Source organism: Kerstersia gyiorum (genome assembly GCF_048595715.1).
Lineage (GTDB): Bacteria > Pseudomonadota > Gammaproteobacteria > Burkholderiales > Burkholderiaceae_B > Kerstersia > Kerstersia gyiorum.
This window is the reverse complement of record NZ_CP169556.1, coordinates 531,645-556,129: the sequence shown is the minus strand read 5'-3', so window position 1 is coordinate 556,129 and position 24,485 is coordinate 531,645. Positions and strand designations below refer to the sequence as shown.

Annotated in this window: 21 protein-coding genes; 7 read left to right on the top strand and 14 right to left on the bottom strand. The window is 65.6% G+C overall.

The window, feature by feature from the left end:
- The first annotated feature begins 86 nt into the window (after positions 1-86).
- The 5 genes from ACEW7X_RS02440 to ACEW7X_RS02420 all read left to right on the top strand — a co-directional run bounded on the left by ACEW7X_RS02440 (position 87) and on the right by ACEW7X_RS02420 (position 4,615).
- The gene (locus ACEW7X_RS02440; protein WP_130487709.1) at positions 87-920 is read left to right on the top strand and encodes a carbon-nitrogen hydrolase family protein; all 834 of its coding nucleotides are present in this window, start codon (positions 87-89) and stop codon (positions 918-920) included.
- The gene (locus ACEW7X_RS02435) at positions 907-1,653 is read left to right on the top strand and encodes an HpcH/HpaI aldolase family protein (RefSeq protein ID WP_068374444.1); all 747 of its coding nucleotides are present in this window, start codon (positions 907-909) and stop codon (positions 1,651-1,653) included. The genes ACEW7X_RS02440 and ACEW7X_RS02435 overlap by 14 nt, the downstream gene beginning before the upstream one ends.
- Before the next feature lie 90 nt (positions 1,654-1,743).
- Positions 1,744-2,259 (top strand): TRAP transporter small permease, encoded by a 516-nt coding sequence (locus tag ACEW7X_RS02430; protein WP_068374447.1) that lies wholly within the window; start codon positions 1,744-1,746, stop codon positions 2,257-2,259.
- A gap of 10 nt (positions 2,260-2,269) precedes the next feature.
- Positions 2,270-3,610 (top strand): TRAP transporter large permease, encoded by a 1,341-nt coding sequence (locus ACEW7X_RS02425; protein ID WP_068374450.1) that lies wholly within the window; start codon positions 2,270-2,272, stop codon positions 3,608-3,610.
- 9 nt (positions 3,611-3,619) lie between these two features.
- Entirely contained in the window at positions 3,620-4,615 is a 996-nt protein-coding gene (locus tag ACEW7X_RS02420; protein WP_083969737.1) for a TRAP transporter substrate-binding protein, read from the top strand.
- A 35-nt stretch (positions 4,616-4,650) separates the two neighbouring features.
- Here the strand turns inward: ACEW7X_RS02420 and ACEW7X_RS02415 are convergent, their stop codons facing one another.
- The gene (locus ACEW7X_RS02415) at positions 4,651-5,469 is read right to left on the bottom strand and encodes a hypothetical protein (protein ID WP_420177561.1); all 819 of its coding nucleotides are present in this window, start codon (positions 5,467-5,469) and stop codon (positions 4,651-4,653) included.
- A gap of 208 nt (positions 5,470-5,677) precedes the next feature.
- Between ACEW7X_RS02415 and ACEW7X_RS02410 the strand changes: the two genes are divergently transcribed.
- Positions 5,678-6,349, top strand: coding sequence for a response regulator transcription factor (locus ACEW7X_RS02410; protein WP_127773120.1), 672 nt, complete (start codon positions 5,678-5,680; stop codon positions 6,347-6,349).
- Positions 6,346-7,644, top strand: coding sequence for a sensor histidine kinase (locus ACEW7X_RS02405; RefSeq protein WP_068374458.1), 1,299 nt, complete (start codon positions 6,346-6,348; stop codon positions 7,642-7,644). Before ACEW7X_RS02410 ends, ACEW7X_RS02405 begins: the two co-directional genes overlap by 4 nt.
- A gap of 241 nt (positions 7,645-7,885) precedes the next feature.
- Here the strand turns inward: ACEW7X_RS02405 and ftsZ are convergent, their stop codons facing one another.
- The 13 genes from ftsZ to rsmH all read right to left on the bottom strand — a co-directional run bounded on the left by ftsZ (position 7,886) and on the right by rsmH (position 24,477).
- The gene (gene ftsZ, locus ACEW7X_RS02400) at positions 7,886-9,073 is read right to left on the bottom strand and encodes a cell division protein FtsZ (protein WP_068374461.1); all 1,188 of its coding nucleotides are present in this window, start codon (positions 9,071-9,073) and stop codon (positions 7,886-7,888) included.
- Between the two features lie 125 nt (positions 9,074-9,198).
- Positions 9,199-10,425 carry a cell division protein FtsA gene (ftsA, locus tag ACEW7X_RS02395; RefSeq protein WP_068374464.1) on the bottom strand — a complete coding sequence of 409 codons (1,227 nt, stop codon included), beginning with the start codon at positions 10,423-10,425 and terminating at the stop codon, positions 9,199-9,201.
- A 4-nt stretch (positions 10,426-10,429) separates the two neighbouring features.
- Entirely contained in the window at positions 10,430-11,233 is an 804-nt protein-coding gene (locus ACEW7X_RS02390; protein WP_068374467.1) for a cell division protein FtsQ/DivIB, read from the bottom strand.
- Between the two features lie 24 nt (positions 11,234-11,257).
- Positions 11,258-12,205 carry a D-alanine--D-alanine ligase gene (locus tag ACEW7X_RS02385; protein ID WP_420177560.1) on the bottom strand — a complete coding sequence of 316 codons (948 nt, stop codon included), beginning with the start codon at positions 12,203-12,205 and terminating at the stop codon, positions 11,258-11,260.
- On the bottom strand, positions 12,202-13,611 hold the full coding sequence (gene murC / locus ACEW7X_RS02380; RefSeq protein ID WP_068374473.1) for a UDP-N-acetylmuramate--L-alanine ligase: 1,410 nt from the start codon (positions 13,609-13,611) through the stop codon (positions 12,202-12,204). The genes ACEW7X_RS02385 and murC overlap by 4 nt, the downstream gene beginning before the upstream one ends.
- Positions 13,608-14,687, bottom strand: a complete 1,080-nt coding sequence (gene murG, locus ACEW7X_RS02375) for an undecaprenyldiphospho-muramoylpentapeptide beta-N-acetylglucosaminyltransferase (protein ID WP_068374476.1) — start codon at positions 14,685-14,687, stop codon at positions 13,608-13,610. Before murG ends, murC begins: the two co-directional genes overlap by 4 nt.
- Positions 14,684-15,877 (bottom strand): putative lipid II flippase FtsW, encoded by a 1,194-nt coding sequence (gene ftsW / locus ACEW7X_RS02370; protein ID WP_068374479.1) that lies wholly within the window; start codon positions 15,875-15,877, stop codon positions 14,684-14,686. Before ftsW ends, murG begins: the two co-directional genes overlap by 4 nt.
- Entirely contained in the window at positions 15,874-17,406 is a 1,533-nt protein-coding gene (murD, locus tag ACEW7X_RS02365) for a UDP-N-acetylmuramoyl-L-alanine--D-glutamate ligase (protein ID WP_420177559.1), read from the bottom strand. The genes ftsW and murD overlap by 4 nt, the downstream gene beginning before the upstream one ends.
- Complete coding sequence (gene mraY / locus ACEW7X_RS02360; RefSeq protein ID WP_068374485.1) at positions 17,403-18,575, bottom strand: phospho-N-acetylmuramoyl-pentapeptide-transferase; 1,173 nt, start codon at positions 18,573-18,575, stop codon at positions 17,403-17,405. Before mraY ends, murD begins: the two co-directional genes overlap by 4 nt.
- The gene (gene murF / locus ACEW7X_RS02355) at positions 18,565-21,438 is read right to left on the bottom strand and encodes a bifunctional UDP-N-acetylmuramoyl-L-alanyl-D-glutamate--2,6-diaminopimelate ligase MurE/UDP-N-acetylmuramoyl-tripeptide--D-alanyl-D-alanine ligase MurF (protein WP_420177558.1); all 2,874 of its coding nucleotides are present in this window, start codon (positions 21,436-21,438) and stop codon (positions 18,565-18,567) included. The genes mraY and murF overlap by 11 nt, the downstream gene beginning before the upstream one ends.
- Positions 21,435-23,159, bottom strand: a complete 1,725-nt coding sequence (locus ACEW7X_RS02350) for a peptidoglycan D,D-transpeptidase FtsI family protein (protein ID WP_420177903.1) — start codon at positions 23,157-23,159, stop codon at positions 21,435-21,437. Before ACEW7X_RS02350 ends, murF begins: the two co-directional genes overlap by 4 nt.
- A complete protein-coding gene (ftsL, locus tag ACEW7X_RS02345; protein ID WP_068374490.1) occupies positions 23,159-23,446 on the bottom strand; it encodes a cell division protein FtsL in 288 nt (95 codons plus the stop codon). Before ftsL ends, ACEW7X_RS02350 begins: the two co-directional genes overlap by 1 nt.
- Complete coding sequence (rsmH, locus tag ACEW7X_RS02340; protein ID WP_253596617.1) at positions 23,443-24,477, bottom strand: 16S rRNA (cytosine(1402)-N(4))-methyltransferase RsmH; 1,035 nt, start codon at positions 24,475-24,477, stop codon at positions 23,443-23,445. Before rsmH ends, ftsL begins: the two co-directional genes overlap by 4 nt.
- Positions 24,478-24,485: the final 8 nt, after the last annotated feature.

The following is a 24,485-nucleotide window of genomic DNA, read 5'->3' as shown; positions in this document are numbered from 1 at the left end:
TGCTGTTTTAACACAAACCGCTTGTTTTCCGGACACCCCAAGAATACACTGTGTATACATGACGCATCCATTAGAGAGGAGAACCTATGAGAGTCGCTGTCTGCCAATTGAATTCAAGAGAGGACAAGCCTGCGAATATCGCGACCGCGCTGGATCTGCTGGACCAGGCGGCGGCGCGTGGCGTGGATATTGCCGTCCTGCCCGAGTACACCGATTACATGGGCCCCAACGACGGCGCCCTGGCGACGGCGGAAACCATCCCCGGCCCGACCTCCGAGCGCATTGCCGCCAAGGCCAGGGAACATGGCATGTGGGTGCTGTTGGGCTCCATGCGTGAAATCGACCCCCAGGGCGGACGCTGCGCCAATACCTCGCTGCTGTTCGACCGCAATGGCGCCATTGCGGCGCGCTATACCAAGCTACACCTGTACGACGTGGACCTGCCTGGCCGCGTGACCTACCTGGAGTCGGCAACGGTGCGGCCCGGCAAGGAAATCGTGACGACCGACATCGAAGGCATTACCGCCGGGTTGTCGATCTGCTACGACATGCGCTTTCCCGAGCTGTTCCGGCTGCAAACCCTGGCCGGCGCCAAGATCCTGTTCATTCCCGCAGCCTTCAATCTCTACACGGGGCGCGACCACTGGGAAGTGCTGCTGCGCGCACGCGCCATCGAAAACCAGTGCTACGTCGTGGCAGCCGGCCAGATCGGCAAGTACCTGCCCAACGGCGCCTGCAACGGCCGCAGCATGATCATCGACCCCTGGGGCACGGTGCAGGCCGTAGCGCAGGACACCACCAGCATCGCCGTCGCCGACCTGGACTTCGATTTCCTGCAGAAAGTCCGTGAAGAAATGCCCTGCCTGCCCAACCGGCGCGGCGACCTGTACCAGCTGGAGACCAAGCATGTCGCAGCCTGAACACAACCCTCGCTACGCACTCTGGCTATCCAGCCCGAACGTGGCCGCCGCTGAAATCGCCGCTGGCATCGGCTACCAGAGCATTGTCCTGGACATCGAGCATGGCGCTTTCGACCTGGCCGACCTCGAACGCTTCATTCCTCTGCTCAAGCGCCTGGGCTTCCAGGTGCTGGCCAAGGTCCTCGCGCCAGAACGCAGCCCGATCCAGCAGGCCCTGGACTTCGGCGCCAACGCCGTGGTCATTCCACACATCGAAAGCGTGGAACATGCCCGCCGGGTCTGCGCCCATGCCAAGTTCCCGCCGCTGGGCAACCGCAGTTTCGCCGGCGGGCGCACGGTCAGCTACCAGGCGCCCACCGACGAATGGGTCGCACAGCAGGACCGCATCACGCGCTGCTATCCCATGATCGAAGACCATACCGCCCTGGACGACGTCGAGGCGATCCTGGCGCTGGACTGCGTCGATGGTGTGTTCATCGGCCCCACCGACCTATCGCTGCTGCGCGGGCGCGGCGCCTACAAGCGTACGCCTGAAGACTTCGCCGACCTGCTGCGCATCGCCCAGGCCGCCAACGCGGCCGGCAAGGACTGGGTTCTGCCGGCCTGGAGCGAATCGGAAAAACGCTTCGCGCTGGAACACAAGGCCAGTACCCTTGCGCTGACCATGGAACATGGCGCCCTGGCCGCGGGCATCCGCGCCGCCTGGGACCAGACCCGAGCCCTCTCGGACTGAGCCCCGCAGTACCGGCCAAGCCCCGCACAGACGGGGCTGCCGTCCGCCCGCCGCAACGCGGGCGGCCCCCAGAATAACAATGGAGACAACATGCGTTCCTCTGCCTTCGCAGTCCGCCTGGACCGTGCCGTCAGCGCATTGTGCCGGGCGCTCGCCTGCATAGCCTGCCTGCTCATCGTCTATATCTTCCTGCACATCATCACCGAAGTCGTGATGCGCTCCGCGCTGGACCGCTCCACCTTCGTGCTGGAGGAATTCGTCGGTTATGCCCTGATTGCCGTCGTGTTCCTGGGCCTGCCCTACGTGCACCAGCGCAACCGCCACATCCGTATCGAGACCATCGACCACTTCCTGCCTGGGCGCGCCTCGCAGCGCACGCTGATCGCCATCCGCTGCCTCGGTGCCATTTTCATCTACGCGCTCGCCCTGGTCTGCTTCATCGACATGTTCCGCGAGAACCTGGACTTCGGCTTCACCAGCACCAGCATCGCACGCGTCGCACTCTGGCTGCCCCAGATTCCCATACTCGTCGGCCTGAGCGCCAGTCTGCTGCGTCTGCTGACAGACCTGTTGCTCGCCCTGACGCAACCTCCCGTCCGGTCCTGAGGAGCCACGCATGGATCCCTTACTGCTTTCGTTTGCCATGCTGGGCATGATTCTGGTCCTGATCGGACTGGGCCTGTGGGTATATGCCAGTCTGTTCCTGGTTTCCATCGGCGCGCTGTACTTCATTGTCGACTTCGATCTCTGGCGCATCGCCAATATCCTGTCTTTCACCGTGCAGCGTGCCGCCGGCTCCTGGGAGCTGTCCGCCATCCCACTGTTCATCTGGATGGGTGAACTGCTGCTGAAAACCAACATCGCACGCGAGATTTTTGCCGGCCTGACGCCGCTGGTACGCTACCTTCCCGGCCGCCTGGCGCATATCAACATCATCGGCTGCACCGTCTTTGCGTCGATCTGCGGCTCCAGCGCGGCAACCACCGCCACCGTGGGCAAGATCACGGTCACCGAACTGGCCCGGCGCGGCTACCGCCAGTCCATCTGCCTGGGCGGGTTGGCCGGCGCTGGCAGCCTGGGGCTGCTGATCCCGCCATCCATCGTCATGATCGTCTATGGGGTGCTGGCCGAAGCCCCGATCGACAGGCTGTTCGCCGCCGGCATCCTGCCGGGCCTGATGCTGGCCGGCCTGTTTTCGCTCTACATCATCGTCTATTCGCTGGTCCGCGGCGAGATGGAACCCGGCCATGCCAGCCAGAGCCAGGACCCGGCCATGCTCGCCCAGCTGGCCGAGGAAGGGCGCTGGCGCAATGTGCTCAAGCTGGTGCCGCTGACGCTCATCATCGGCTTCGTGCTGGGCTCCATCTACGCCGGCTGGGCCACGCCCTCCGAGGCTGCCGCCATCGGCGTGCTGAGCGTTCTGGTCTATGCGCTCTGCACCCGCTGCCTGACCCTGGAAAACATCATTGCCTCGCTGCGTGACACGCTGCTGACCAGCGTGATGATCCTGGGCGTCATCCTGGCCGCAACGCTGATGTCCACCACCTTTGCCTACCTGCACATTCCGGCGGAAATCGCCCAGCGCATTTCCGACAGCCAGCTCAGCATCGGCGGCTTCCTGCTGCTGACGTCGCTGTTCTTCCTGGCAATCGGCCTGGTGCTCGATGGGGTGTCCATCATCGTCATGACGCTGCCGATCTTTCTGTCCATCATCAAGGTGCTGGGCATAGACCCCGTCTGGTTCGGCATCTACATGATCATCATGGTGGAAATCGGCCAGATCACGCCGCCGGTCGGCTTCAACCTGATGGTGATCAAGTCGCTCAGCGACACGCCCATGGGCACGCTGATCCGCTACAGCATCCCCTATTTCCTGGTGATGTGCTTCGCCGTCTTCCTGCTGTGCTACTTCCCGCAGATCGCCCTGTTCCTGCCTGACCTGATCTTCAATAAATAAGAGGCCGGTATGTTCACCAGAAAATTCATCGCCGCCTGCCTGATGCTGGCCTGCGCCGCCGTCCAGGCCAACCCGGTTGCACCTGTCCATGCGCTGGACCAGTCATCGGAGTACGGCACCAATTCCGTCAACACCAAAGCCGACGTGTTCTATCGCGACCGCGTCGCTGAATTGAGCGGCGGACGCCTGAAAATCCACCTGCACCCAGGCGCCGCGCTGGGCTACCGGGAACGCGACCACTTCCAGGTCGTGGGCCGTGGCGCCGCCCCCATCGCCACCACCGTCAGCGGCACGCTGGCCGGCTTCGACCCGCTGTTCCTGCTCAGTTCCCTGCCCTTCCTGGCACGCGACTTCGACGATGCGCAACTGCTGCTAGATATCGCCATGCCGCACTACAAGGCTTTCTTCGAAAAGCACAACCAGATACTGCTGCACGCAGGCTGGGTCGACCCCTCGGGCATCTGGGCCTCCCGGCCTATCAACTCGCTGGCCGACCTGCAACAGCTAAAGATCCGGACCTACGACGCCACCGGCACCCGCCTGCTGCAACAGGTAGGTGCTGCGCCACTGGTGATCTCATGGGCCGATCTGGTGCCGCAGCTGGCGACCGGCGGTGTCAGCGCTGTCCTGACCGGCGCCGACGGCGGCGCCTCGATCCGGCTGTGGGACTACACCAAAGTGTTCACCCAGATCAACTACGCCATGCCGCTGACCTTCGTGCACATGAATCGCGATGCGTACCTGGCGCTGCCGGAAGACCTGCGCGCCGTCCTGCATCAGGCGGCGCAGGATACACAGGCCTGGCGCAAGCACCAGATCGCAGCGAACCTGCAGGCCAAATACCAGCAACTGGCAGACAACGGCATGCAGGTGATCGAGGTTCCCGCCCCTGAACTGGCCGCCGCACTGGGCCAGGCCAACCAGCCCGTGGTGCGGGCCTGGGAAGCGCAAGTGGGCGAGCGGGCCAGCCGCATTCTGAGCGAATACGAAAGCCGGCGCCGTTAGGCAGCGGCCAGGGAACAGCCAGGAAACAGCCGGACTCAGTTCAGCACCGCGGTGCGCTCATGGGTACACCAATCCCGAAGCACCGCGGCGAAACGCGCCACACGCCGCACATCGCGCTTTTCCCGCAGGCGGGCGGGCACGATGCGAGCCAGCCCGCGTACCGGCGCCAGCAGTTTGTCCAGGCGCAGCAGTGCGCCCGCATCGGCGCCTTGCGCGCCGGCCCGCGAAAAATAGCGCCGCAACAAGGCCCTGCCAGTCGGCACGACTTCATCAGGTTCCAGGCGCCAGAGGATATCGCCCAACAGCAGGAACAGGTCATAGGCCGCCGCCAGGCCATGGGACAGCGCGGCGCCGAAGCGTTCTTCGAAATCTATGCGGTACAGCCGGCCGTCGCGCACGGTCAGGTTGCGCAGTTGCGCGCCGCCATGCCAAAAGCCTGCACGGTGAAAAGCGGCAAGGTCATCGACGGCGGCTTCGTAGTAGCGCCCCACCCGCGCCAGCGGCTGGCCCCGGACAATCTCGTCCAGGGAGCGCCCCACATGCTCCAGCACAATGAAACGCTCTTCGTCCAGATAGACCTTGGGCACGGCACAGCCGCCATGTGCCAGCGCACGCAGGCGGCCGGCCTCGAAGTGGATATCGCCCTGGCGCAGGCGCGATGGCCGGGCGAACTCGCCAAACGCCAGCAGACAGGCCAGTGCGCTGAACCCGGCGCGCAAGGAGGCCCCAGGCTTGGCGCGCCAGGCTTTCATGACGTAATGACGATCCGCCAGGCGGAATATCTGCAATTCGGCGGCCGCACCGCGATACACAGCAAGCGCGGTTTGGCGCAAGGCCAGCGATGATTCTGACATCCCGGACCTCCACGGAAGTTCCCCATCCACGGGCACAGCGCCAGCAACGGTAGCCCCGCTGCCGGCACTCTGCCCTCCGGTACGCATTCCATTCTGAACAAGCGGACGTCAAGAAAGCGTTAACACTTCCGGCAGGCGGAGGCAGCCTCGGGTATAACTGGATCTGCCCCAACACTGAGCCCCAAAACCGCGTCCATCGCAGGCAAACATGCGCATTCTGGTCATCGAAGACACCATCCCCATCCTTACCAATATCGTCGACTACCTGTCCGGCCTGGGCTACATCGTCGACTGTTCCGACGATGGCCAGGCCGGCTACGAACGGCTGTGCCGGGATGAATTCGATCTCGTGGTGCTGGACCTGATGCTGCCGCGCATGGACGGCTATGAGCTGTGCCGCCGGCTGCGCTGCGAACTGCGCAGCACGATACCCGTCATCATGGTGACGGCGCGCGACGCGCTGGACGACCGGCTGGCCGGCTTCGACGCCGGCGCCGACGACTACCTGGTGAAGCCATTTGCGCTGGCCGAACTGGGGGCACGCATACGCGCGCTGCTGCAACGCCGGCGCAGCGCCGCGCCCTCCGTCCTCAAGGTCGGCGATCTCAGCCTGGATCAGGACACCCTGGCGCTGGAGCGCGCCGGCACGCCGCTCAAGCTCCCGCCGGCACCGCTCACGCTGTTGCGGCTGCTGATGCTGCACAGCCCGGCCGTGGTGCACCGCACCCGGCTGGAAGAAGCGCTCTGGCATGACTCCCCGCCGGACAGCGATGCGCTGCGTACCCATATCCACCACATCCGCCAGGTCATCGACAAGCCCTTCGAGCAGCCCCTGCTCCATACCGTGCATGGCATCGGCTATCAATTGCGCGCCCAATGAAAACACCTAAAATCCTGCGCGGCCAGCTGGCACGCAGCCTGATCCTGCGATTCCTTGCCCTGACCCTGACTGTCGCCGGTGTCCTGACCCTGCTTTCCGGCTGGGCCTTCAATCGCCTGGAAGCTATTTCCCACCGCATCGACATGGACCTGGCGATCGACCGGCTGCGCGACGACCTGGAAGCCGGCGTCGCGCCGGGCTGGCCCAATCACTTCCTGTATGGCGAGCCAAACAGCGCCTCCTTCCCGGACGATCTGCGCCCCCTGCCGCCCGGCTTCCACATGGTCAACCGCAAGGGCCGCAACTGGCTTGTCATGGTGGAAGACATAGAAGACCAGCGCTACATCCTGCTGCGCGACTACACCGACTACCTGCAATCGCAGCGCATCTATGAAATCGCCGGCCTGCTGTGCCTGGCCGCCAGTCTCGTGCTGGCGCTGGCGCTGGGTTACCTGGCAACCCGGCGCGTGATCCGCCCCATTGAACGCCTGTCGCGCGATGTACAGCGGCGCAGTGAACTGCCACCCGGGACCCAGCTGGCAACGCAGTATCCAGGCAATGAAATCGGCCAGCTTGCCACGGCATTCGACGCCGCCTACAACGCGCTGGAAGAGGCCCTGCTGCGGGAACGGCTATTCACGGCGGATGTCGGGCATGAACTGCGCACGCCGCTGATGAGCGGACTGAGCACCTGCGAATTGCTGGCGGCAGACCCGGCCCTGGACGATGCCACCCGTACCCGCGTGGCCCGGATAGAGGATGCGCTGCAAGACATGCAACAACGGGTGGATGTCTACCTGATGCTGGCACGCGGCCGCCAGGACGGTGCCGCCTTCCCGCACGCGCCCCTGCACAACCTGGCGCAGGAACAATGGCAGGCCTGGCAGCCGCAGGCCGAGCGGCGCGGCATCCATTTGCGCCTGGACAGCGGCTCCAGCGCCGCGCCCGGCGCCCCCGGCTACCCGGTGCCCCTGTTGCGCAGCGTGCTCTCCAACCTGATCCGCAACGCCCTGCAATATGCCGGCAGCGGCGCAGAAGTGCGCATTTCCCATGGCTGGGACTGGCTGGAAGTGTGCGATGACGGCCCTGGCATCGCGCAGGACCTGCAGGAAGCGCTGTTCTCGCCATTCGTACGCGGCGATACCAGCGACGGCCGCCCCGAGGGCAATCTGGGTCTGGGGCTGTCCATGGTGCAACGCATCTGCCGCCACCAGGGCTGGCACCTGCGCCTGCATTCTCGCCCTGGCCAGGGCAGCCGCTTCGTGATCGAAATGCGGCCTGGCGCCCGTCCGTGACGGCCGCCCAGCAGCCCGCAACATGACGAATGCCTGTTTTTCCCGAAATTTGGCAAAAAAGCGAACGCTAAAACAAAAAGGGCGGACGACGCCCGGCAGACCGGCTTGCGTGGTAGAGGTGCACGCTCGCCGGCCTGCCCGTTAAAGGCGCCGTCCGCCCTGCCTCCCGGCGGCCCGAAGGCCGCCAGGAGACGGGTTTACTGTGAGAGAGAGGGTCTAGCGGTCTGGTTTTTCAGCCGGTTCAATCCGCCTGCTTGCGCAAGAAAGCCGGAATATCCAGATGCTCCATACCGGCAGACTCCATCGCCCGCACTTGGGCAGTAGCCTGGCCGCGCGGATTGCGCATCACGGTCGGAACCTGCAGATCGTTACCGTAGCCGCCCATGGGCATGTTCGCGCCACCGATGAAGTAATCATCGGTACCGGTGCGCAGCGCCTCGGCAGGTTCAGGCACCAGTTGCGGGCCGCTTTGCGCCTGCTTTCCCAGGCCGGTGGCCACCACGGTCACGCGCAGATCGTCGCCCATGGTTTCATCGTAGGCGTTACCGAAGATCACGGTGGCATCTTCAGCGGCATAGCCACGGATGATTTCCATGATTTCGCGGGTTTCACGCATCTTCAACGAACGGCTGGCGGTGATGTTCACCAGCACGCCACGCGCGCCATGCAGGTCCACGCCTTCCAGCAGCGGGCAAGCAATGGCCTGCTCGGCGGCAACGCGGGCGCGGTCCGGGCCGCTGGCGACGGCAGTCCCCATCATGGCCTGGCCTTGCTCGCCCATGATGGTCTTGACGTCTTCGAAGTCGACGTTGACGTTACCTTCGACATTGATGATTTCGGCGATGCCGGCGCAAGCATTGTGCAGCACGTCGTCGGCGGCGCGGAAGCAGTCGTCCTGCGTCGCGTCTTCATCCATCAGGTCGTACAGGTTCTCGTTGAGCACCACGATCAGCGAATTGACATGGCGCGACAGTTCGCGGATGCCTTCCTCAGCCGATTTCAGGCGGCGCGCGCCTTCGAAACCAAACGGCTTGGTCACAACGCCAACCGTCAGGATGCCCAGTTCCTTGGCCACTTCGGCCACCACCGGAGCAGCGCCGGTACCGGTGCCGCCACCCATGCCGGCGGTGATGAAGACCATATGCGCGCCGTTGAGCGCAGCGCGGATTTCCTCGCGCGCGGTTTCGGCGGCAGCGCGGCCTTGTTCAGGCTTGGCGCCGGCGCCCAAGCCGGTACGGCCCAGGCGAATCTGCACCGGAGCCTGGCTGGTCACCAGTGCCTGCGCGTCCGTGTTGGCGCTGATGAATTCCACGCCCTGCACATTGGAACGGATCATGTGCGCGATGGCATTGCCGCCCGCGCCCCCGACGCCCACAACCTTAATGACGGTCCCGCTGGGGTTGGTATCCACAAGTTCGAAATTGATCATGACAAGACTCCCTCACAAGTCTAAAGAAAATAAACAACTACCCTCTACAACATATGAATGGCACGGCAACCACGCTGTGCCACGAACCTTCCGGCCGCCTGCAACCCTGGCAGCCGGTACGAATATCAATGCATGAACCACTCGCGCATGCGTGCCAGCACCTGCTGGAAGCTGCCACGCTGCTGCGCCACCTTGTGGCCGCGCAGGCGCTGGGTACGCGCTTCGGCCAACAGGCCCATGACCGTCGAGAAACGCGGATTGCGCATCACGTCGGCCAGGCTGCCCTGATAGTCTGGGACGGCAACGCGCACCGGCTTGAGGAACACATCCTCGGCCAGCTCGACCATACCCGGCATCAGCGACGAACCGCCGGTCAGCACCACGCCCGAGGCCAGCAGGTCTTCGTAACCGGATTCGCGCACTACGCGCTGCACCAGTGAGAACAGCTCTTCCACGCGCGGCTCGATGACTGCGCCCAGCGCCTGGCGCTTGACCAGGCGCGAGCCTCGGTCGCCCAGGCCCGGCACTTCCACGGTCTCGTCAGCATTGGCCAGCACTTGCTTGGCCACGCCATAGCGCAGTTTGATCTCTTCGGCGTCAGGCGTCGGCGTGCGCAGCATGGCGGCGATGTCATTGGTGATCTGGTCGCCCGCCACCGGCACCACGGCCGTGTGGCGAATCGCACCGCCGGTGAAGATGGCGATGTCGGTCGTGCCACCGCCGATATCCACCAGCACCACACCCAGTTCCTTTTCATCGGGCGTCAGGCAGGCCAGGCTGGAGGCCAGCGGTTGCAGAATCAGATCCTGCACTTCCAGGCCGCAGCGACGCACGCACTTGATGATGTTCTGGGCGGCGCTGACAGCGCCGGTGACGATATGCACGCGCACTTCCAGGCGCAGGCCACTCATGCCGATGGGCTCGCGGATATCTTCCTGGCCATCGACGATGAATTCCTGGGTCAGCACGTGCAGCACCTGCTGATCGGTGGGGATATTCACCGCCTTGGCCGTCTCGATGACCCGCGCCACGTCGGTCGCGGTGACTTCCTTGTCCTTCACCGCCACCATGCCGCTGGAATTGAAGCTGCGGATATGGCTGCCGGCGATGCCTGCATAGATGTCGCGGATCTTGCAATCCGCCATCAGCTCGGCTTCCTCCAGCGCGCGCTGGATGGAGTTCACCGTGGTTTCGATGTTCACGACCACGCCCTTGCGCATGCCGTGCGATTCGTGCTGCCCCAGGCCCAGCACTTCAAAGCCCCCTTGGGGCAAGATTTCGGCCACTACCGCCACCACTTTACTGGTGCCGATATCCAGGGCAACGATGAGATCCTTGATGTCTCGGGTCATGGCTTCAATGTGTCTTACGAAGAGAATTATTGGGAAGTTCGGCCAGCGTCAGCGCAAACCCGTTGGGATAACGCAGATCCGCCTCTTTGACGGCACGGCCTTCGAGCCGTCGGACCACGTCGGGCCAGACCTGAACAAACTGCTGAATACGTGCGGCGAAAGGCAATGCGCCAGGCAGGCCGTGGGGGTCAGGCGCATCCGCGCCCGGGTCCCGGCCCAGATTGAGCGTCATGCCATCCGACAGATCGACCATCCAGGCATAGCGCGGGCTAAGCTCGATGCGGCGCACCTGCAGGGACAGCGGCGCAAACCAGCGCGCCAGCTCTGCATAACGCTGCACCACCAGGCTTTCGGTGCCTTCCGGGCCCAGCAGGCGCGGCAACTCTTCGTCGTCGGCCAGTTCGCCCAGGTTGGCGGTGAACACTTCGCCCCAGGTGTTGATCATCTGGTTTTCGTTCCAGAAGGCCAGCGGCTGCTGTTCCTCGATACTGACCTTGATCGTGCCCGGCCAGACTCGCTGTACGCTCGCCCGCCGCACCCAGGGTGCGGATTCCAGCACCTGGCGCGCCTCGTCGAGGTCCAGCGTAAAGAAATTGCCATGCAAGCGACCCGCAATCGCGGACCGCACGCCCTCCGGTGTCACGTAGGACAGGGGTTCCTCCTGGGCGGCCGATTCCAGCTCAATGGCCGTCAGCGCAAACACCGGACGCTGCACGAGCCACAGCACGCCGGCCACCAGCAACACGGCGGCGGCCAGCACGGCCAGCGCGTTGGCGATCACATTGAGGAAACGGGCGTCATTCCACACGGATATTGTTCCTGTCTAGTACGCTCAGGCCTGGCGGTGCCCATGCACCTTCAGGGACGCCCCTGCCAGGATGCGGACGCACAGTTCGGCATAATCAATTCCCTCGGCGCGAGCTGCCATGGGAACCAGCGAATGCCCGGTCATGCCGGGCGAGGTATTGATCTCCAACAGCCAGGGACGATCCTGGCGGTCCAGCATCACGTCGACCCGGCCCCAACCTTCGCAACCCAGCACGCGGAAGGCGCGCTCGGCCAGGCTGCGGATCTCGGCCGTCAGCGCGTTCGACAAATCGGCCGGGCAGATGTATTGGGTTTCGTCCGAGTAGTACTTGTTCTGGAAGTCGTAGTTGCCTTGCGGCGCGCGGATCTCGATGACCGGCAGGGCGCGCGCCTGGGCGCCACTGCCCAGCACCGCGACCGTCAGTTCACGGCCGTCGACGAATTTCTCCGCCAGCGCCTTTTCTTCGTAGCGCGAAGCCAACTGCACGGCAGCCGGCAAATGCGAGGCGTGTTCCACCTTGGTCACGCCCAGCGTCGAACCTTCATGCGGCGGCTTGACGAAAATCGGCAGGCCCAGCTCGGCCACGACGGCATCCAGGTCGCTGTCGTCATCCAGTTCGGCGTAGAGCGGCGTGGGCAGCCCTTCGTTCACCCAGATGCGCTTGGTCATGACCTTGTCCATGGCCAGCGCTGAAGCCAGCGTACCGCTGCCGGTATAGGGAATGCCCAGCAGTTCCAGCGCGCCCTGCAGCGTGCCGTCCTCGCCGTAGCGGCCATGCAGCGCGATGAACACGCGGTCAAAGCCTGCATGCGCCAGTTCTGCCAGCGTGTGCTTGCCGGTATCGAACAGGTGCGCGTCGACGCCACGCGAACGCAGCGCGTCATACACCCCCTGCCCGGACATCAGGGAGACTTCGCGCTCCGCCGAACGGCCACCATACAACACCCCGACCTTGCCGAATTCCATGCTCATTCTTGTTCTCCTATACGCGCCGGCACCCGGCTGATGGACCCCGCGCCCATGACAATCACAACGTCTCCGCCACGCACGAAATCGCGGATGGCCTGCGGCAATTCCTCCACGTCCTCCACGAACACCGGCTCGACCCGGCCCGCAACCCGCAGGCCGCGCGCCAGCGCCCGGCCGTCGGCCGCGACCAGCGGCTCTTCACCGGCGGCATAAACCTCCGTCAGCAACACGGCGTCCGCGTCGCTCAATACCTTGACGAAATCCTCGAAACAATCCCGCGTGCGGGTATAGCGGTGCGGCTGGAAGGCCAGCACGATGCGACGCTCCGGCCAGGCCCCCCGAGCTGCCGCCAGCGTCGCCGCCATTTCCACCGGGTGATGGCCGTAATCGTCGATCACCGTGAAACTGCCGCCGCCGCGCTCTTCCGGCACCGGGAAGTCGCCGATATGGGTGAAGCGTCGGCCTACGCCGTTGAAATCGGCCAGCGCCTGCACCATCACGCTGTCGGCCACGCCCAGCTCGGTCGCCACGGCAATCGCGGCCAGCGCGTTGAGCACGTTGTGGCGGCCCGGCAGGTTGAGTACGATCTCCATGCGCGGCAACACGACACCCTTGCGGTCGCGGCGCAGCACATCAAAGCGCATGCGCACACCATCGGTGCGCATGTTCTCGGCGCGCACCTGGGCGTTTTCACCGAAACCGTAGGTGGTGACGGGGCGCGACACGAAGGGCACGATCTCGCGCACATTGGCATCGTCCACGCACAGAATGGCGCTGCCGTAGAACGGCAGGCGCTGGGTGAACTCGATGAAGGCGTGCTTCAACCGCGCCAGATCATGACCGTAGGTGTCCATGTGATCTGCGTCGATGTTGGTGACGATCGCCATCACCGGCATCAGGTTGAGGAAAGAAGCATCGGACTCGTCCGCTTCTGCCACGATGAACTCACCCTGCCCCAGGCGCGCATTGACGCCAGCGGAATTGAGCCGGCCGCCGATGACAAACGTGGGGTCCAGGCCGGCGGCAGCCAGGATGCTGGCCACCAGGCTGGTCGTCGTGGTCTTGCCGTGCGTGCCGGCGACGGCAATGCCGCGCTTCAGGCGCATCAGTTCAGCCAGCATCACGGCACGCGGCACGACAGGAATGCCCGCCGCACGCGCTGCCAGCACTTCCGGGTTGTCGCCCGAGACAGCCGTAGACGTCACGATGGCGTCGGCCTGGCCGACATGCTCGGCCGCATGGCCGATATGGATGCTGGCGCCTTGCGCCGCCAGGCGCTCCGTCACGGCGGAGCTGCGCAGATCCGAACCGCTCACCGTATAGCCGAGGTTGAGCAGCACCTCGGCGATGCCATTCATGCCCGATCCGCCGATACCGACGAAGTGGATGTGTTGGATACGGTGTTTCATTGTTCTTGCCTTCGAGCCACCCGCTCGCAGCGAATGGCAATTTGCGCGGCCGCATCCGGCAACGCATAGGTTCTGGCCTTCTCGCCGACTTGCAGCAATTCAGCCCTGTTTCGTTCGGCCAGCCAATTGGCCATGCCCGGCGCGCTCAACGCCGACTGCTGTTGCAGCCAGGCCGCACCATGGTCGCTGAGATAGCGCGCATTCATGGTCTGGTGGTCATCGACGGCATGCGGGAAAGGCACGAACAAGGCCGCCACGCCCGCAGCCGCCACTTCGGCCACCGTCATGGCGCCGGCACGGCAGATGATCAGGTCGGCCTGCCCCATGGCCGCCGCCATGTCATCAATGAAGGCCACGCATTCGGCTTCAATGCCTGCGGCGGCGTAGCCGGCACGCAGGTTGTCGATATGAGCGCTGCCTGCCTGATGGACGACCTTGGGCCGCTGGCCCGGCACCATCAGCGCCAGCGCCTGTGGAATCAGGTGATTGAGCGCGGCCGCGCCCAGGCTGCCGCCCACCACCAGCAGGCGCAGCGGGCCTTCGCGGCCGGCGGCGCGCTCGCCGGGTGCCGGCAGAGCCGCAATTGCGGCGCGCACCGGGTTACCCACGGCCTCGGCGCCCCGAATCGCGCCGGGGAAGCCCAGCAGCACGGTCTTCGCCAACCGTGCCAATGCCTTGTTGCTCATGCCGGCCACGGCATTCTGTTCATGCAGCACCAGCGGCACGCGCCGCAGCGCGGACACGACGCCGCCCGGGAAGGTGACATAACCGCCCATGCCCAGTACCACGTCCGGCCGCACTTGGGAAAAAATCTTCCAGGCGCGCCACAGCGCGCTCAGCAGCAGGAACGGCAGCTTCAGCATGGCGCCGACGCCCTTGCCGCGCAGGCCGGAAAAGCGCAGCGGCAGCAATTCGATGCCACTGGGCGGCACCAGGCGGCCTTCCATTTTGTCCGGATCGCCCAGCCAATACACCTGCCAGCCCTTGGCGCGCAGCACTTCCACCACGGCCAGGCCGGGCATGATGTGGCCGCCGGTACCGCCAGCCATGACCAATAGAACGGGGGCCCGGCTCATGTCCGTCCTCCCCGCATCAGGATGCGATTTTCGATGTCCACTCGGATCATCAGCGCAATGGCGCAGATATTCATGACCAGGCCGGAGCCGCCATAGCTCACTAGCGGCAGTGTCAGGCCCTTGGTGGGCAGCAGGCCCAGGCAAACACCCATATTGATGAAAGCCTGCACGCCGAACCACAAGGACACGCCCAACGCAGCCAGGCCGCTGAACGTGCGGTCCATGGCGATGGCCTGCCGGCCGATCTCGAAACCGCGCTGCAGCACGATGACAAACCCGGCAATCACCAGGAACACGCCGACAAAACCAAGTTCCTCACCGATCACTGCCACGATGAAGTCGGTATGCGCTTCCGGCAGGTAGTGCAGCTTTTCGACACTGGCCCCCAGGCCCACGCCCAACCACTCGCCGCGCCCGAGGGCAATGAGCGAATGCGACAACTGGTAGGCGCTGCCATAGGCATTGTCCGGGTTCCACGGGTCGAGATAGGCGAACAGGCGCGCCCGGCGCCAGGGCGCCAGCCAGATCAGCGCAAAGAACAGCGACACCATGACCGCGACCAGCGCGGAGAACAGGCGGCCGTCAATGCCGCCCAGGAACAGGATGCCGACGGCAATTGCCACGACCACGATGAAGGCGCCCAGGTCGGGCTCCAGCAGCAGCAGCATGCCGACCAGCGCGATAACCAGCGCCATCGGGACGAAACCGCGCACGATATTCTGCATGTGCTCCTGCTTGCGCACCGTGTAATCGGCAGCAAACAGCACGATCGCGAACTTCATCAGTTCCGACGGCTGGAAATTCAGCGGCCCCAGCGGCAGCCAGCGGTAGGCGCCGTTGACCTCGCGCCCGATACCGGGGATCAGCACCGCAACCAGCAACAGGATGGAACCGATAAACAGCGGCACGGACAGCCGCTGCCAGGACTGCATTGTCACTGTCAGAACCAGCGCGCCCGCCACCAGGCCGATCAGCAGGAACATGCCATGGCGGATCACAAAGTAATAGCGCCCGTAGCTGGCGTAGCGCGGCCCATCCGCCAGCGCGATCGAGGCGGAATACACCATCAACAGGCCGAACAGCAGCAGCGCGATCGCCACGACCACCAGGGGCAGGTCGAAGCCGCGCATGCGCGTGCGTCCAGGACGCACGGCGTTGACACTGCTGCTCACGCCATCCAGCAGGCTCATGCGACCTCCCCGTTATCCAGCGCCAGTTCACGCACCGCATCGGCAAACGCCTGGCCGCGCTGCGGATAGCCCTTGAACATGTCCAGGCTGGCGCACGCTGGCGACAATAGCACCGCGTCGCCGCTCTGCGCCTGAGCGAATGCGGCGCGCACGGCTTCATCCATCGAGCCGGCATGCAGTGCCTGCACACCCTGCTCGCGCAGCGCTGCATCAATAATGGAAGCATCCTGACCGATCAGCACAACCGCGCGTGCGCGGCGCGCCACCAGCTGGGCCAGTTCAGTGAAATCCTGGCCCTTGCCCTGGCCGCCCGCGATCAGCACCACAGGTTGAGATAGACCGTCGAGCCCAGCCAGCGTGGCACCGACATTGGTGCCCTTGCTGTCGTTGATGAAATCGACGCCGGCAATGTTGCGTACGAAGGCCATGCGGTGCGGTTCGCCTTCATACAGCCCGGCGGCACGCAACAGCGGCGCCCACGGCAGGCCCAGGCTACGCGCCAGCAGCAGGGCTGCCTGGACATTGAGGGCATTGTGCAGGCCGCGCAGGCGCAGCGCATCCACCGGCATCAGGCGGCTATCGCGGCCGGGCTGGCGTTGCGGCTCAGGCTGCGGCCCTTTGGCTCGGCGCGACGAGGCCGGCACGGGTTCGTCGAAATCCGTACTCTCGCTGGCAACCAGCCACACGATATCCTGGACCGAAACCAGGCCCATGTCGCCCGCCAGCGAAGGCTCGCCGCGACCAAAGCTGCGCACATCGGTACGCGCCAGACCCGGAACCATGCCGCAGACCAGGGCATCCTCGCGGTTGATGATCTTGATGCGGGCTTGCTCGAAAAGACGCGCCTTGGCTGCCGCATAGGCATCCATGCCGCCATGCCAGTCCAGGTGGTCCTGGGTCACGTTGAGGACCACGGCGGCATCGGCCTGCAGGCTGCGCGTAGTTTCCAGCTGGAAACTGGACAGTTCCAGCACCCAGGCCTGCGGCAGCGCATCCTCGTCGAGCGCCTGCGCCAGCGCGCCCAGCGCGGCGGGGCTGATATTGCCGGCGGCACGGGCACTCACGTCCGCCGCGTCCAGCAGATGACGCGTCAGGGACGTTACCGTTGTCTTGCCATTGGTGCCGGTCACAGCCAGCAGGCTGGGCGCATAGCCGCGCTCTTCGCGCAGCGCCGCCAGGGCACGGGCGAACAGTTCGATCTCGCCCACGATTTCCACACCGCGCACGCCAGCCTCGGCCAGCAGGCCGCTGACGGGCGCCTGGCCCGGCGCCAGCCCGGGGCTCAGCACCAGTTGCTGCACGCCATCGAGCAAAGAGGCAGGCAGCCCCTGGCCCAGGCAATACTCCACCGCCGCGCCATCCAGCGCGGCGCGCAAGGCCTCCAGGCCCGGCGGCGCTTCCCGCGTATCGGCAATGCGCAACCGCTGGCCCTGACGGGCCAGCCAGCGCGCTGCCGCCGCACCCGTCTCACCCAGTCCGAGGACCAGGGTGCGGGCGTCTGCCGAAGAGGAAGCTTGCAGGGTATTCATCGCAGTTTCAGGGTAGAGAGTCCAACCAGGACCAGCATGATGGTGATGATCCAGAAACGCACGACAACCTGCGTTTCCTTCCAGCCACCGACTTCAAAATGGTGATGCAGCGGGGCCATGCGCAACAGGCGCCGCCCCTGGCCGTACTTGCGCTTGGTGTACTTGAACCAGCCCACCTGCAACACGACCGACAGGGTTTCGACGACGAAGACGCCGCCCATGATGAACAGCACGATTTCCTGGCGCACCACCACGGCGATTGCGCCCAGCATCCCGCCCAGCGCCAGCGCGCCGACGTCGCCCATGAAAACCTGGGCCGGATAGGTGTTGAACCACAGGAATGCCAGGCCCGCCCCGGCCAGCGCGGCACACAGCACCATCAGCTCGCCGGCACCCGGGATATACGGGAACAGCAGATATTTGGAATAGTCGACGCGGCCCACCACATAGGCGAACACGCCCAGCGCCGCTCCGACCATCACGGTCGGCATGATGGCCAGGCCATCCAGGCCGTCCGTGAGATTCACTGCATTGCTGGTACCGACGATGACCAGCCAGGTCAGGATGACGAAGCCGAACACGCCCAGCGGATAGCTGACGCTCTTGAAGAACGGCACGATCAGGTCGGCCTGGTCGGGCAGCGCCATCGTGAAGCCGCTCATGACCCAGGCCTTGAACAGCGGCCAGATTTCCATATTCGCCGGCACGGACACGGCGAATGCGAGATACACCGCCGCCACGCCGCCGATCAGCGCCTGCCAGAAAAACTTCTGGCGCGCCGGCATGCCTTCGGGATCACGGTGCACCACCTTGCGATAATCGTCCGCCCAACCGATCCAGCCATAACCGAAGGTAACCAGCAGCACGACCCAGACAAAACGGTTGGCCCAGTCGGCCCAAAGCAGCGTGCTCACGCCGATGCCGATGAGGATCAGCACGCCGCCCATGGTGGGCGTACCGGTCTTGACCAGGTGAGTTTGGGGGCCGTAGCTGCGCACGGCCTGCCCGATCTTCATCGCGGTCAGCTTGCGGATGACCGCCGGCCCCGCGAGCAGGCCGATGAACAATGCCGTAGCGGCGGCCAGCACCGCGCGCAGCGTGATGTATTCAAACACGCCGAACGCGCGGAAGTGATGGTCGGAAAGCCAGCGCGCCAGTTCAAGCAGCATGATGCCCGGCCTCCCCGTTATCCCATTCGGCGACGCAAGCCGCCACGATTTTTTCCATGTGCATGAAACGCGATCCCTTCACCAGCACCACGGCAGGCTGTGCGGCACGCACTGCCGTCATCGCCGCCTCCGTGGCATCCACCCAGACTGCACCAGCGCCGAAGGCTGTGACAGCCCGGCGCGACAACTCTCCCATGGCAACCAGTACGTCCACACCCCGGCCGGCGGCATACGCCCCCACTTCCTCGTGCATGGCCTGGCCCTGATCGCCCACTTCACCCATGTCTCCCAGCACCAGCACCCTGGGGCCTGGCACGCTGGCCAGCACGTCGATGGCGGCACGTACCGAATCGGCGTTGGCGTTATAGCTGTCGTCGATCAGCCAGACACCGGCAGCCAGGCGGCGCGCCTGCATGCGGCCTGCCACCGGAGAAAACGCATGCAGGGCCTGCACGGCGGTATCCACCGGCACGCCGACCGCCAGCGTGCAGGCCAGCGCTGCCAGAGCGTTACGCAGGTTGTGCAGGCCGGGAACGGCGGTGGCCAGCGCCAACGCCGCGCCCTCCGGCAGGCGCACCGTGGCTTCGACGCCAGCCGGCGTGAGCTGCGGCGCGCAGGCAAGGATTTCCGCCGCGCCGGACAAGGCAAAGCGCAGCTTGCGGCGTGCGCCCGACAGGCGCTCCCAGACGGCGGCATGCGCATCGTCGGCCGGATAAACGGCAATGCCGTTCTGCGGCAGGGCTGCCAGCACGGCGCCATTTTCTTCCGCCACGGCCGCGACCGACTTCATGAATTCCTGGTGTTCGCGTTGCGCGTTGTTGACCAGCGCCACGGTCGGCTGTGCCATGGCCGCCAGCACGGCGATTTCGCCAGGATGGTTCATACCCAGCTCGACGACGGCGGCACGGTGGCCGGCACGCAGGCGCAGCAGCGTCATGGGCACGCCCAGCTCGTTATTCAGGTTGCCACGCGTGGCCAGCCGGGCCGGTTCGCCCACCCAGGCCGCCAGGACGGCAGCAATCATTTCCTTGGTGGTGGTCTTGCCATTGCTGCCGGTCACGGCAATCACGGGCAGGTCAAAGCGGCGCCGCCAGGCCGTGGCCAGGCGGGCCAGCGCAGCGCGGCCATCCCCCAGCACGAACTGCGGCAGCGCGACGTCCGCCACCGGATGCGCCACCAGCGCAGCGGCGGCGCCCGCCGCCTCGGCCTGCGCCACGAAAGCGTGACCATCGGCACGTTCGCCAGCCAGCGCCACGAAAACTTCACCGGCCGCCAGCTTGCGGGCATCTATCGCCGCATCGCGGCCTGTTCCCCACCACAACGCCAGCCGCGCCCATTCCCTGTCATCGAAGACATGGCGCAGGCCCTGGATTTCCTGGTAGGTTTCATGGCCCTTGCCTGCCAGCAGCAGGACATCCGCCGGCGCGCTGCTCCAAATGGCATGCAGAATGGCTTCGGCGCGATCCGCCAGCACTTCCACCTGGCGATCTGCCGGCACACCGGCCAGGATCTGCTCGATGATGGCCTCAGGCGATTCGCTGCGCGGGTTGTCGCTGGTCACGATGACCCGATCTGCCGCCAGCGCGGCCTGCGCCATCAACGGCCGCTTGCCGGGATCGCGATCGCCGCCGCAGCCGAACAGGCACAGCAGGCGGCCGCCACGGCGTTGCGCCAAGGGCGCCAGCGCCTGCACCGTACGCGCCAGCGCATCCGGCGTGTGGGCGTAATCAACAACCACCAGGGGTTGCTGGTCCGCAGCCAGTCCGGGCGCCTGTACCCGCTCCAGGCGGCCGGGCACCGGCGCCAGGCGTTCCAGCTGTGCGGCGCTGGCGGCCAGGTCCAGCCCCAGCGCACGCAGCACGCCCGCCACCAGCAGCATGTTCTCTATATTGTGTTCACCCAGCAACTGGCTGGCGACAGCTGCCTGCGCCGACGCCTGGCCGGCACGGCGCTCTTCCAGCGCGAACGCCAGGCCGTCACCGGACGGCTGCGCCGCAGACATGGCCGCTGCCAGCCTGGCTGGGCGGTCGGCGTCTGCGGCATGGCCAGCGAGCGCGTAAGTCCAGACGTCCAGCCCGGCAGGCAGGCGGCCGCAGGCCGCCCGGCCAGCCGCATCATCCAGATTGATGACCGCAGCCTGCAGGCCCGGAAAACGGAACAGGGCTTCCTTGGCCGCCGCGTAGGCGTCCATGGAACCGTGATAATCCAGGTGATCGCGGCTCAAGTTGGTCCAGCCGGCGACACGCACCTGCACCTGGCTCATCCGGCCCTGCTCGATGCCGATGGAAGAGGCTTCCATGGCCACCGCCTGGGCACCGGCCGCACGTTGCGCGGCCAGCGTGCGGTGCACGCTGACGACGTCAGGCGTGGTCAGGCTGCCGGCTTCGCTGCTGCCATCCGGCCAGCGTATGCCCAGCGTGCCGAGCACACCGCAGGGCATGCCAGCGCCATTGAGCGCATCGGCGATCCAGTAGGCGCAGGACGTCTTGCCATTGGTGCCTGTCACGGCCACCACGGCCAGCGCTTGCGAGGGCCGGCCATACCATTCGTGCGCCAGCTCGCCCAACAGGCCTTTCAGGCCAGGCACGCAGGCCAGCCGGGACACGTCCAGACCGGCCACGGGCTGCCAGGGCTCGCCCGCATGGCGTGTCGCCGTGTCGGCCAGCACCAGGGCGCCCGCCGCCAATGCGGCGGCAATATGGTCACGGCCGTCGCCGCGCACACCCGGCACGGCCAGGAAGACATCGCCTCGGCGCAAGCGCCGGGAATCCAGGTGCAGATCCGCCTGGGCCGCGACCTTGGCCCGCAGCCAGCCAAGAATGTTGTCGATACCCTGCAAGCTCATGACATTCGCCTGGCTCATCGCGCGCCTCCTGCTGCTGCCACCGGTCCGTCCACAGGGGCATCCGGCCGCACGCCCAGCAGACGCAGGCAATGGCCCATGATGGTGGAAAACACCGGTGCGGCCACGCGGCCGCCGTAATAAGCGCCAGCGCCGGGCTCGTCGATACTGACGGCCACGACCAGGCGCGGATCGGAAGCCGGCGCGAAACCGACGAAGGAACTGCGGAAATGCTTGGTGCTGTACTTGCCGTCGACGATTTTGCGGGCGGTGCCGCTCTTGCCTGCCACGCGGTAGCCGTCGACCCGCGCCCGCCGGGCGCCGTCTTCGCCTGCAGCAGCTTCCAGCATGCTGCGCACGCTGCGGGCCGTTTCAGGCGTATAAATCTGCGTACCGGTGACGGCTTCGTCGCGTTGCAGCAGCGACAGCGGCACGACGTCACCATCGCGCGCAAACACCGCGAACGCTCGGGCTACCTGCATCAGCGACACCGACAGGCCATAGCCGTAGGACATGGTGGCCTTCTCGATCAGGCGCCAGCGCTCCCAGGGGCGCAGACTGCCTGCCGCCACGCCGGGGAAGCCGATCTTGGGCGCCTGGCCAAAGCCCAGTTCCGTGAACTTGCTCCACATTTCCTGGGCCGACAGTTTCTCCGAGATCAGCGTCATGCCGATGTTGCTGGAGCGGCGCAGAATATCGGCCGGCGTGATGACGCCGTTGCGGCTCACGTCGCTGATGGTGCGCCCCTGGTAGACCAGGCGGCCATTGCCGGTATCGAAGGTGCTATTGGTGCTGATACGCTTGAGGTCCAGCGCCAACGCCACGGTGAACGGCTTCATGATGGAGCCGGGCTCGAAGGTATCGGTCACGGCCCGGTTGCGCAGCATGTCGCCGCGCAGCCCGGTCCGGTCGTTGGGGTCGTAGGATGGCAGGTTCACCAGCGCCAGCACTTCGCCGGTGCGCACGTCCAGCACGACGGCGGCCGCGCCCTTGGCCTTGTTTTCTTCCATGGCATCCTGCAGCGCCTTGTAAACGGCGAATTGCAGGCGCATGTCGATGGACAGGCGAATATCCTGGCCATCAATCGGCGGGTGGATGTCGCGTACGTCTTCGATGACGCGCCCCAGGCGGTCACGGATGACGCGCCGGCTACCGTCCTTGCCGGACAGCATGGATTCGAACGCCAGCTCGACGCCTTCCTGCCCTCGGCCGTCCAGATTGGTGAAGCCCACCAGATGGGCCGCCACGTCGCGCTCCGGATAGTAGCGACGCATTTCCGGCTGCAGGGACACGCCAGGCACCTTCAGCGCCTGGACCTGTTCGGCCACATCCATGGGCACCTGGCGCTTCAGGTAAACGAAATTGCGGCTGGTATCGCTCAGGCGCGCACGGATGTCCGTGGCATTCATTTCCAGCAGGCTGGCCAGTTGCGCCAGGCTCTCGGGCGACGCCCCGGCCGCGTCCTCTGGAATGGCCCAGATGGCGCGCGCCGGTACGCTGGACGCCAGCACCTCGCCATGCCGGTCCGTCACTTTGCCGCGCACCGCAGGCAGCGTCAGCGTGCGCTCGTAGCGGCGCTCGCCCTGCTGCTGCAGGAATTCGGTCGACAGGCCCTGCAGGAACAGGGCCCGCCCGGCCAGAACGGCGAAGCCCAGAAACAGGAGGATAAAAACGAGCCGAGCCCGCCACAGGGGCAGGCTGCTCTTGAGTACCGGATTATTGAAAAAGGGAGCGCGCCGCATCATGAGCCCCCTGGTTGCGCTGCAGCGGGGGCATTGAAATACAACGCCCGCTGGGGGTCCACCGGTACCATCTGCAGTTCGTTGACTGCAACATCATCCACCCTGGCATTGCGCGCCAGCCCGGCACGCTCCAGTTGCAAACGGCGCCACTCCAGGTCCAGATCGTTGGCCTGGGCGCGTGCGCGTTCCAGTTCGATGAACGCCCGCCGCCCCTGGTACTGGCTGGTCACCAGGGAAGCGGCCGAGAGCATGAGCAACAAGCCCAGGACGAACAGGACGCGAGTCATCGCCGCTTACCTCGCCCACGGGCAGCCGCCGGCCGGCCCGCCAGGGGAGTCGGCTGCACCGGCGCCGCCTCGGCGCGCCAGGGTGCATCGGTGCGCTCGGCCACGCGCAACACGGCGGAACGCGCGCGTGCATTGCCCGCGACTTCCGCATCGTCGGGCTTGATGCGGCCGACCGCCCGCATCACGGGACGCGGCAACTCGCTCTCGCGCAAAGGCAAGCGCGCCAGCGCCGGATCCAATTGTCCGGCGGCGGCGATACTCTGCTTGACCATGCGGTCTTCGAGCGAGTGAAAACTGATCACAGCCAGCCTCCCACCGGTTGCCAACAGGCCTACAACTGCCTGGAGGGTGTGCGCGAGCTCTTCGAGCTCCCGATTGATGTGAATCCGTACAGCTTGAAAGGTACGGGTGGCCGGATGCTGGCCTTTTTCACGGGTGCGGACGACGCCGGCGACAAGCTCGGCGAGCTCGCGTGTGCTGAGTATCGGCCGTACTTCGCGGCGCGCTGCAACCGCTTTTGCAATCTGAAAAGCAAACCGTTCTTCGCCATAGCCTGCTATGACCTCCCGCATCTCATCCACGCTGGCCTCGGCCAGCCACTGCGCGGCGGTCAGGCCGCGCGACGTGTCCATCCTCATGTCCAGCGGGCCATCCCGCATGAACGAAAAACCGCGCTCGGCGTCGTCGATCTGCGGCGAGGAAACCCCCAGATCAAGCATGACGCCGTCCACCTGGGCGATGCCCAGCCCTGCCAACGCATCCGGCATGGTGGCGAAACCGTCGTGCACCACCGTGACGCGCGGGTCGGCCGCAGCCAGTTCACGCGCAACGGCAATGGCCTGGGGGTCCTTGTCGAACACCACCAGGCGCGCATCGCCATCCAGCCGCGACAACAATTCACGGCTATGCCCGCCCCGGCCGAAAGTGCCATCGACAAACACACCGCTGCGGCGTGGCTGGCCCGCGCCATCCACTGGCAACAGCGCCTCCACCGTCGGCGTCAGCAAGACGGACCGATGTTCGAACTCCATACCGCCCC

Excerpts from the sequence above, each read along its gene's own strand:
- ftsL (WP_068374490.1), bottom strand. The coding sequence starts at position 23,446 with ATGACTCGCGTCCTGTTCGTCCTGGGCTTGTTGCTCATGCTCTCGGCC.
- ACEW7X_RS02425 (WP_068374450.1), top strand. The coding sequence starts at position 2,270 with ATGGATCCCTTACTGCTTTCGTTTGCCATGCTGGGCATGATTCTGGTC.
- murF (WP_420177558.1), bottom strand. The coding sequence starts at position 21,438 with ATGAGCCAGGCGAATGTCATGAGCTTGCAGGGTATCGACAACATTCTT.
- ACEW7X_RS02350 (WP_420177903.1), bottom strand. The coding sequence starts at position 23,159 with ATGCGGCGCGCTCCCTTTTTCAATAATCCGGTACTCAAGAGCAGCCTG.
- murD (WP_420177559.1), bottom strand. The coding sequence starts at position 17,406 with ATGAATACCCTGCAAGCTTCCTCTTCGGCAGACGCCCGCACCCTGGTC.
- ftsW (WP_068374479.1), bottom strand. The coding sequence starts at position 15,877 with ATGAGCCTGCTGGATGGCGTGAGCAGCAGTGTCAACGCCGTGCGTCCT.
- ACEW7X_RS02405 (WP_068374458.1), top strand. The coding sequence starts at position 6,346 with ATGAAAACACCTAAAATCCTGCGCGGCCAGCTGGCACGCAGCCTGATC.
- ftsA (WP_068374464.1), bottom strand. The coding sequence starts at position 10,425 with ATGACCCGAGACATCAAGGATCTCATCGTTGCCCTGGATATCGGCACC.
- ACEW7X_RS02440 (WP_130487709.1), top strand. The coding sequence starts at position 87 with ATGAGAGTCGCTGTCTGCCAATTGAATTCAAGAGAGGACAAGCCTGCG.
- murG (WP_068374476.1), bottom strand. The coding sequence starts at position 14,687 with ATGAGCCGGGCCCCCGTTCTATTGGTCATGGCTGGCGGTACCGGCGGC.
- ACEW7X_RS02435 (WP_068374444.1), top strand. The coding sequence starts at position 907 with ATGTCGCAGCCTGAACACAACCCTCGCTACGCACTCTGGCTATCCAGC.
- ftsZ (WP_068374461.1), bottom strand. The coding sequence starts at position 9,073 with ATGATCAATTTCGAACTTGTGGATACCAACCCCAGCGGGACCGTCATT.
- ACEW7X_RS02385 (WP_420177560.1), bottom strand. The coding sequence starts at position 12,205 with ATGAGCATGGAATTCGGCAAGGTCGGGGTGTTGTATGGTGGCCGTTCG.
- ACEW7X_RS02430 (WP_068374447.1), top strand. The coding sequence starts at position 1,744 with ATGCGTTCCTCTGCCTTCGCAGTCCGCCTGGACCGTGCCGTCAGCGCA.
- rsmH (WP_253596617.1), bottom strand. The coding sequence starts at position 24,477 with ATGGAGTTCGAACATCGGTCCGTCTTGCTGACGCCGACGGTGGAGGCG.
- ACEW7X_RS02410 (WP_127773120.1), top strand. The coding sequence starts at position 5,678 with ATGCGCATTCTGGTCATCGAAGACACCATCCCCATCCTTACCAATATC.
- mraY (WP_068374485.1), bottom strand. The coding sequence starts at position 18,575 with ATGCTGCTTGAACTGGCGCGCTGGCTTTCCGACCATCACTTCCGCGCG.
- murC (WP_068374473.1), bottom strand. The coding sequence starts at position 13,611 with ATGAAACACCGTATCCAACACATCCACTTCGTCGGTATCGGCGGATCG.
- ACEW7X_RS02415 (WP_420177561.1), bottom strand. The coding sequence starts at position 5,469 with ATGTCAGAATCATCGCTGGCCTTGCGCCAAACCGCGCTTGCTGTGTAT.
- ACEW7X_RS02420 (WP_083969737.1), top strand. The coding sequence starts at position 3,620 with ATGTTCACCAGAAAATTCATCGCCGCCTGCCTGATGCTGGCCTGCGCC.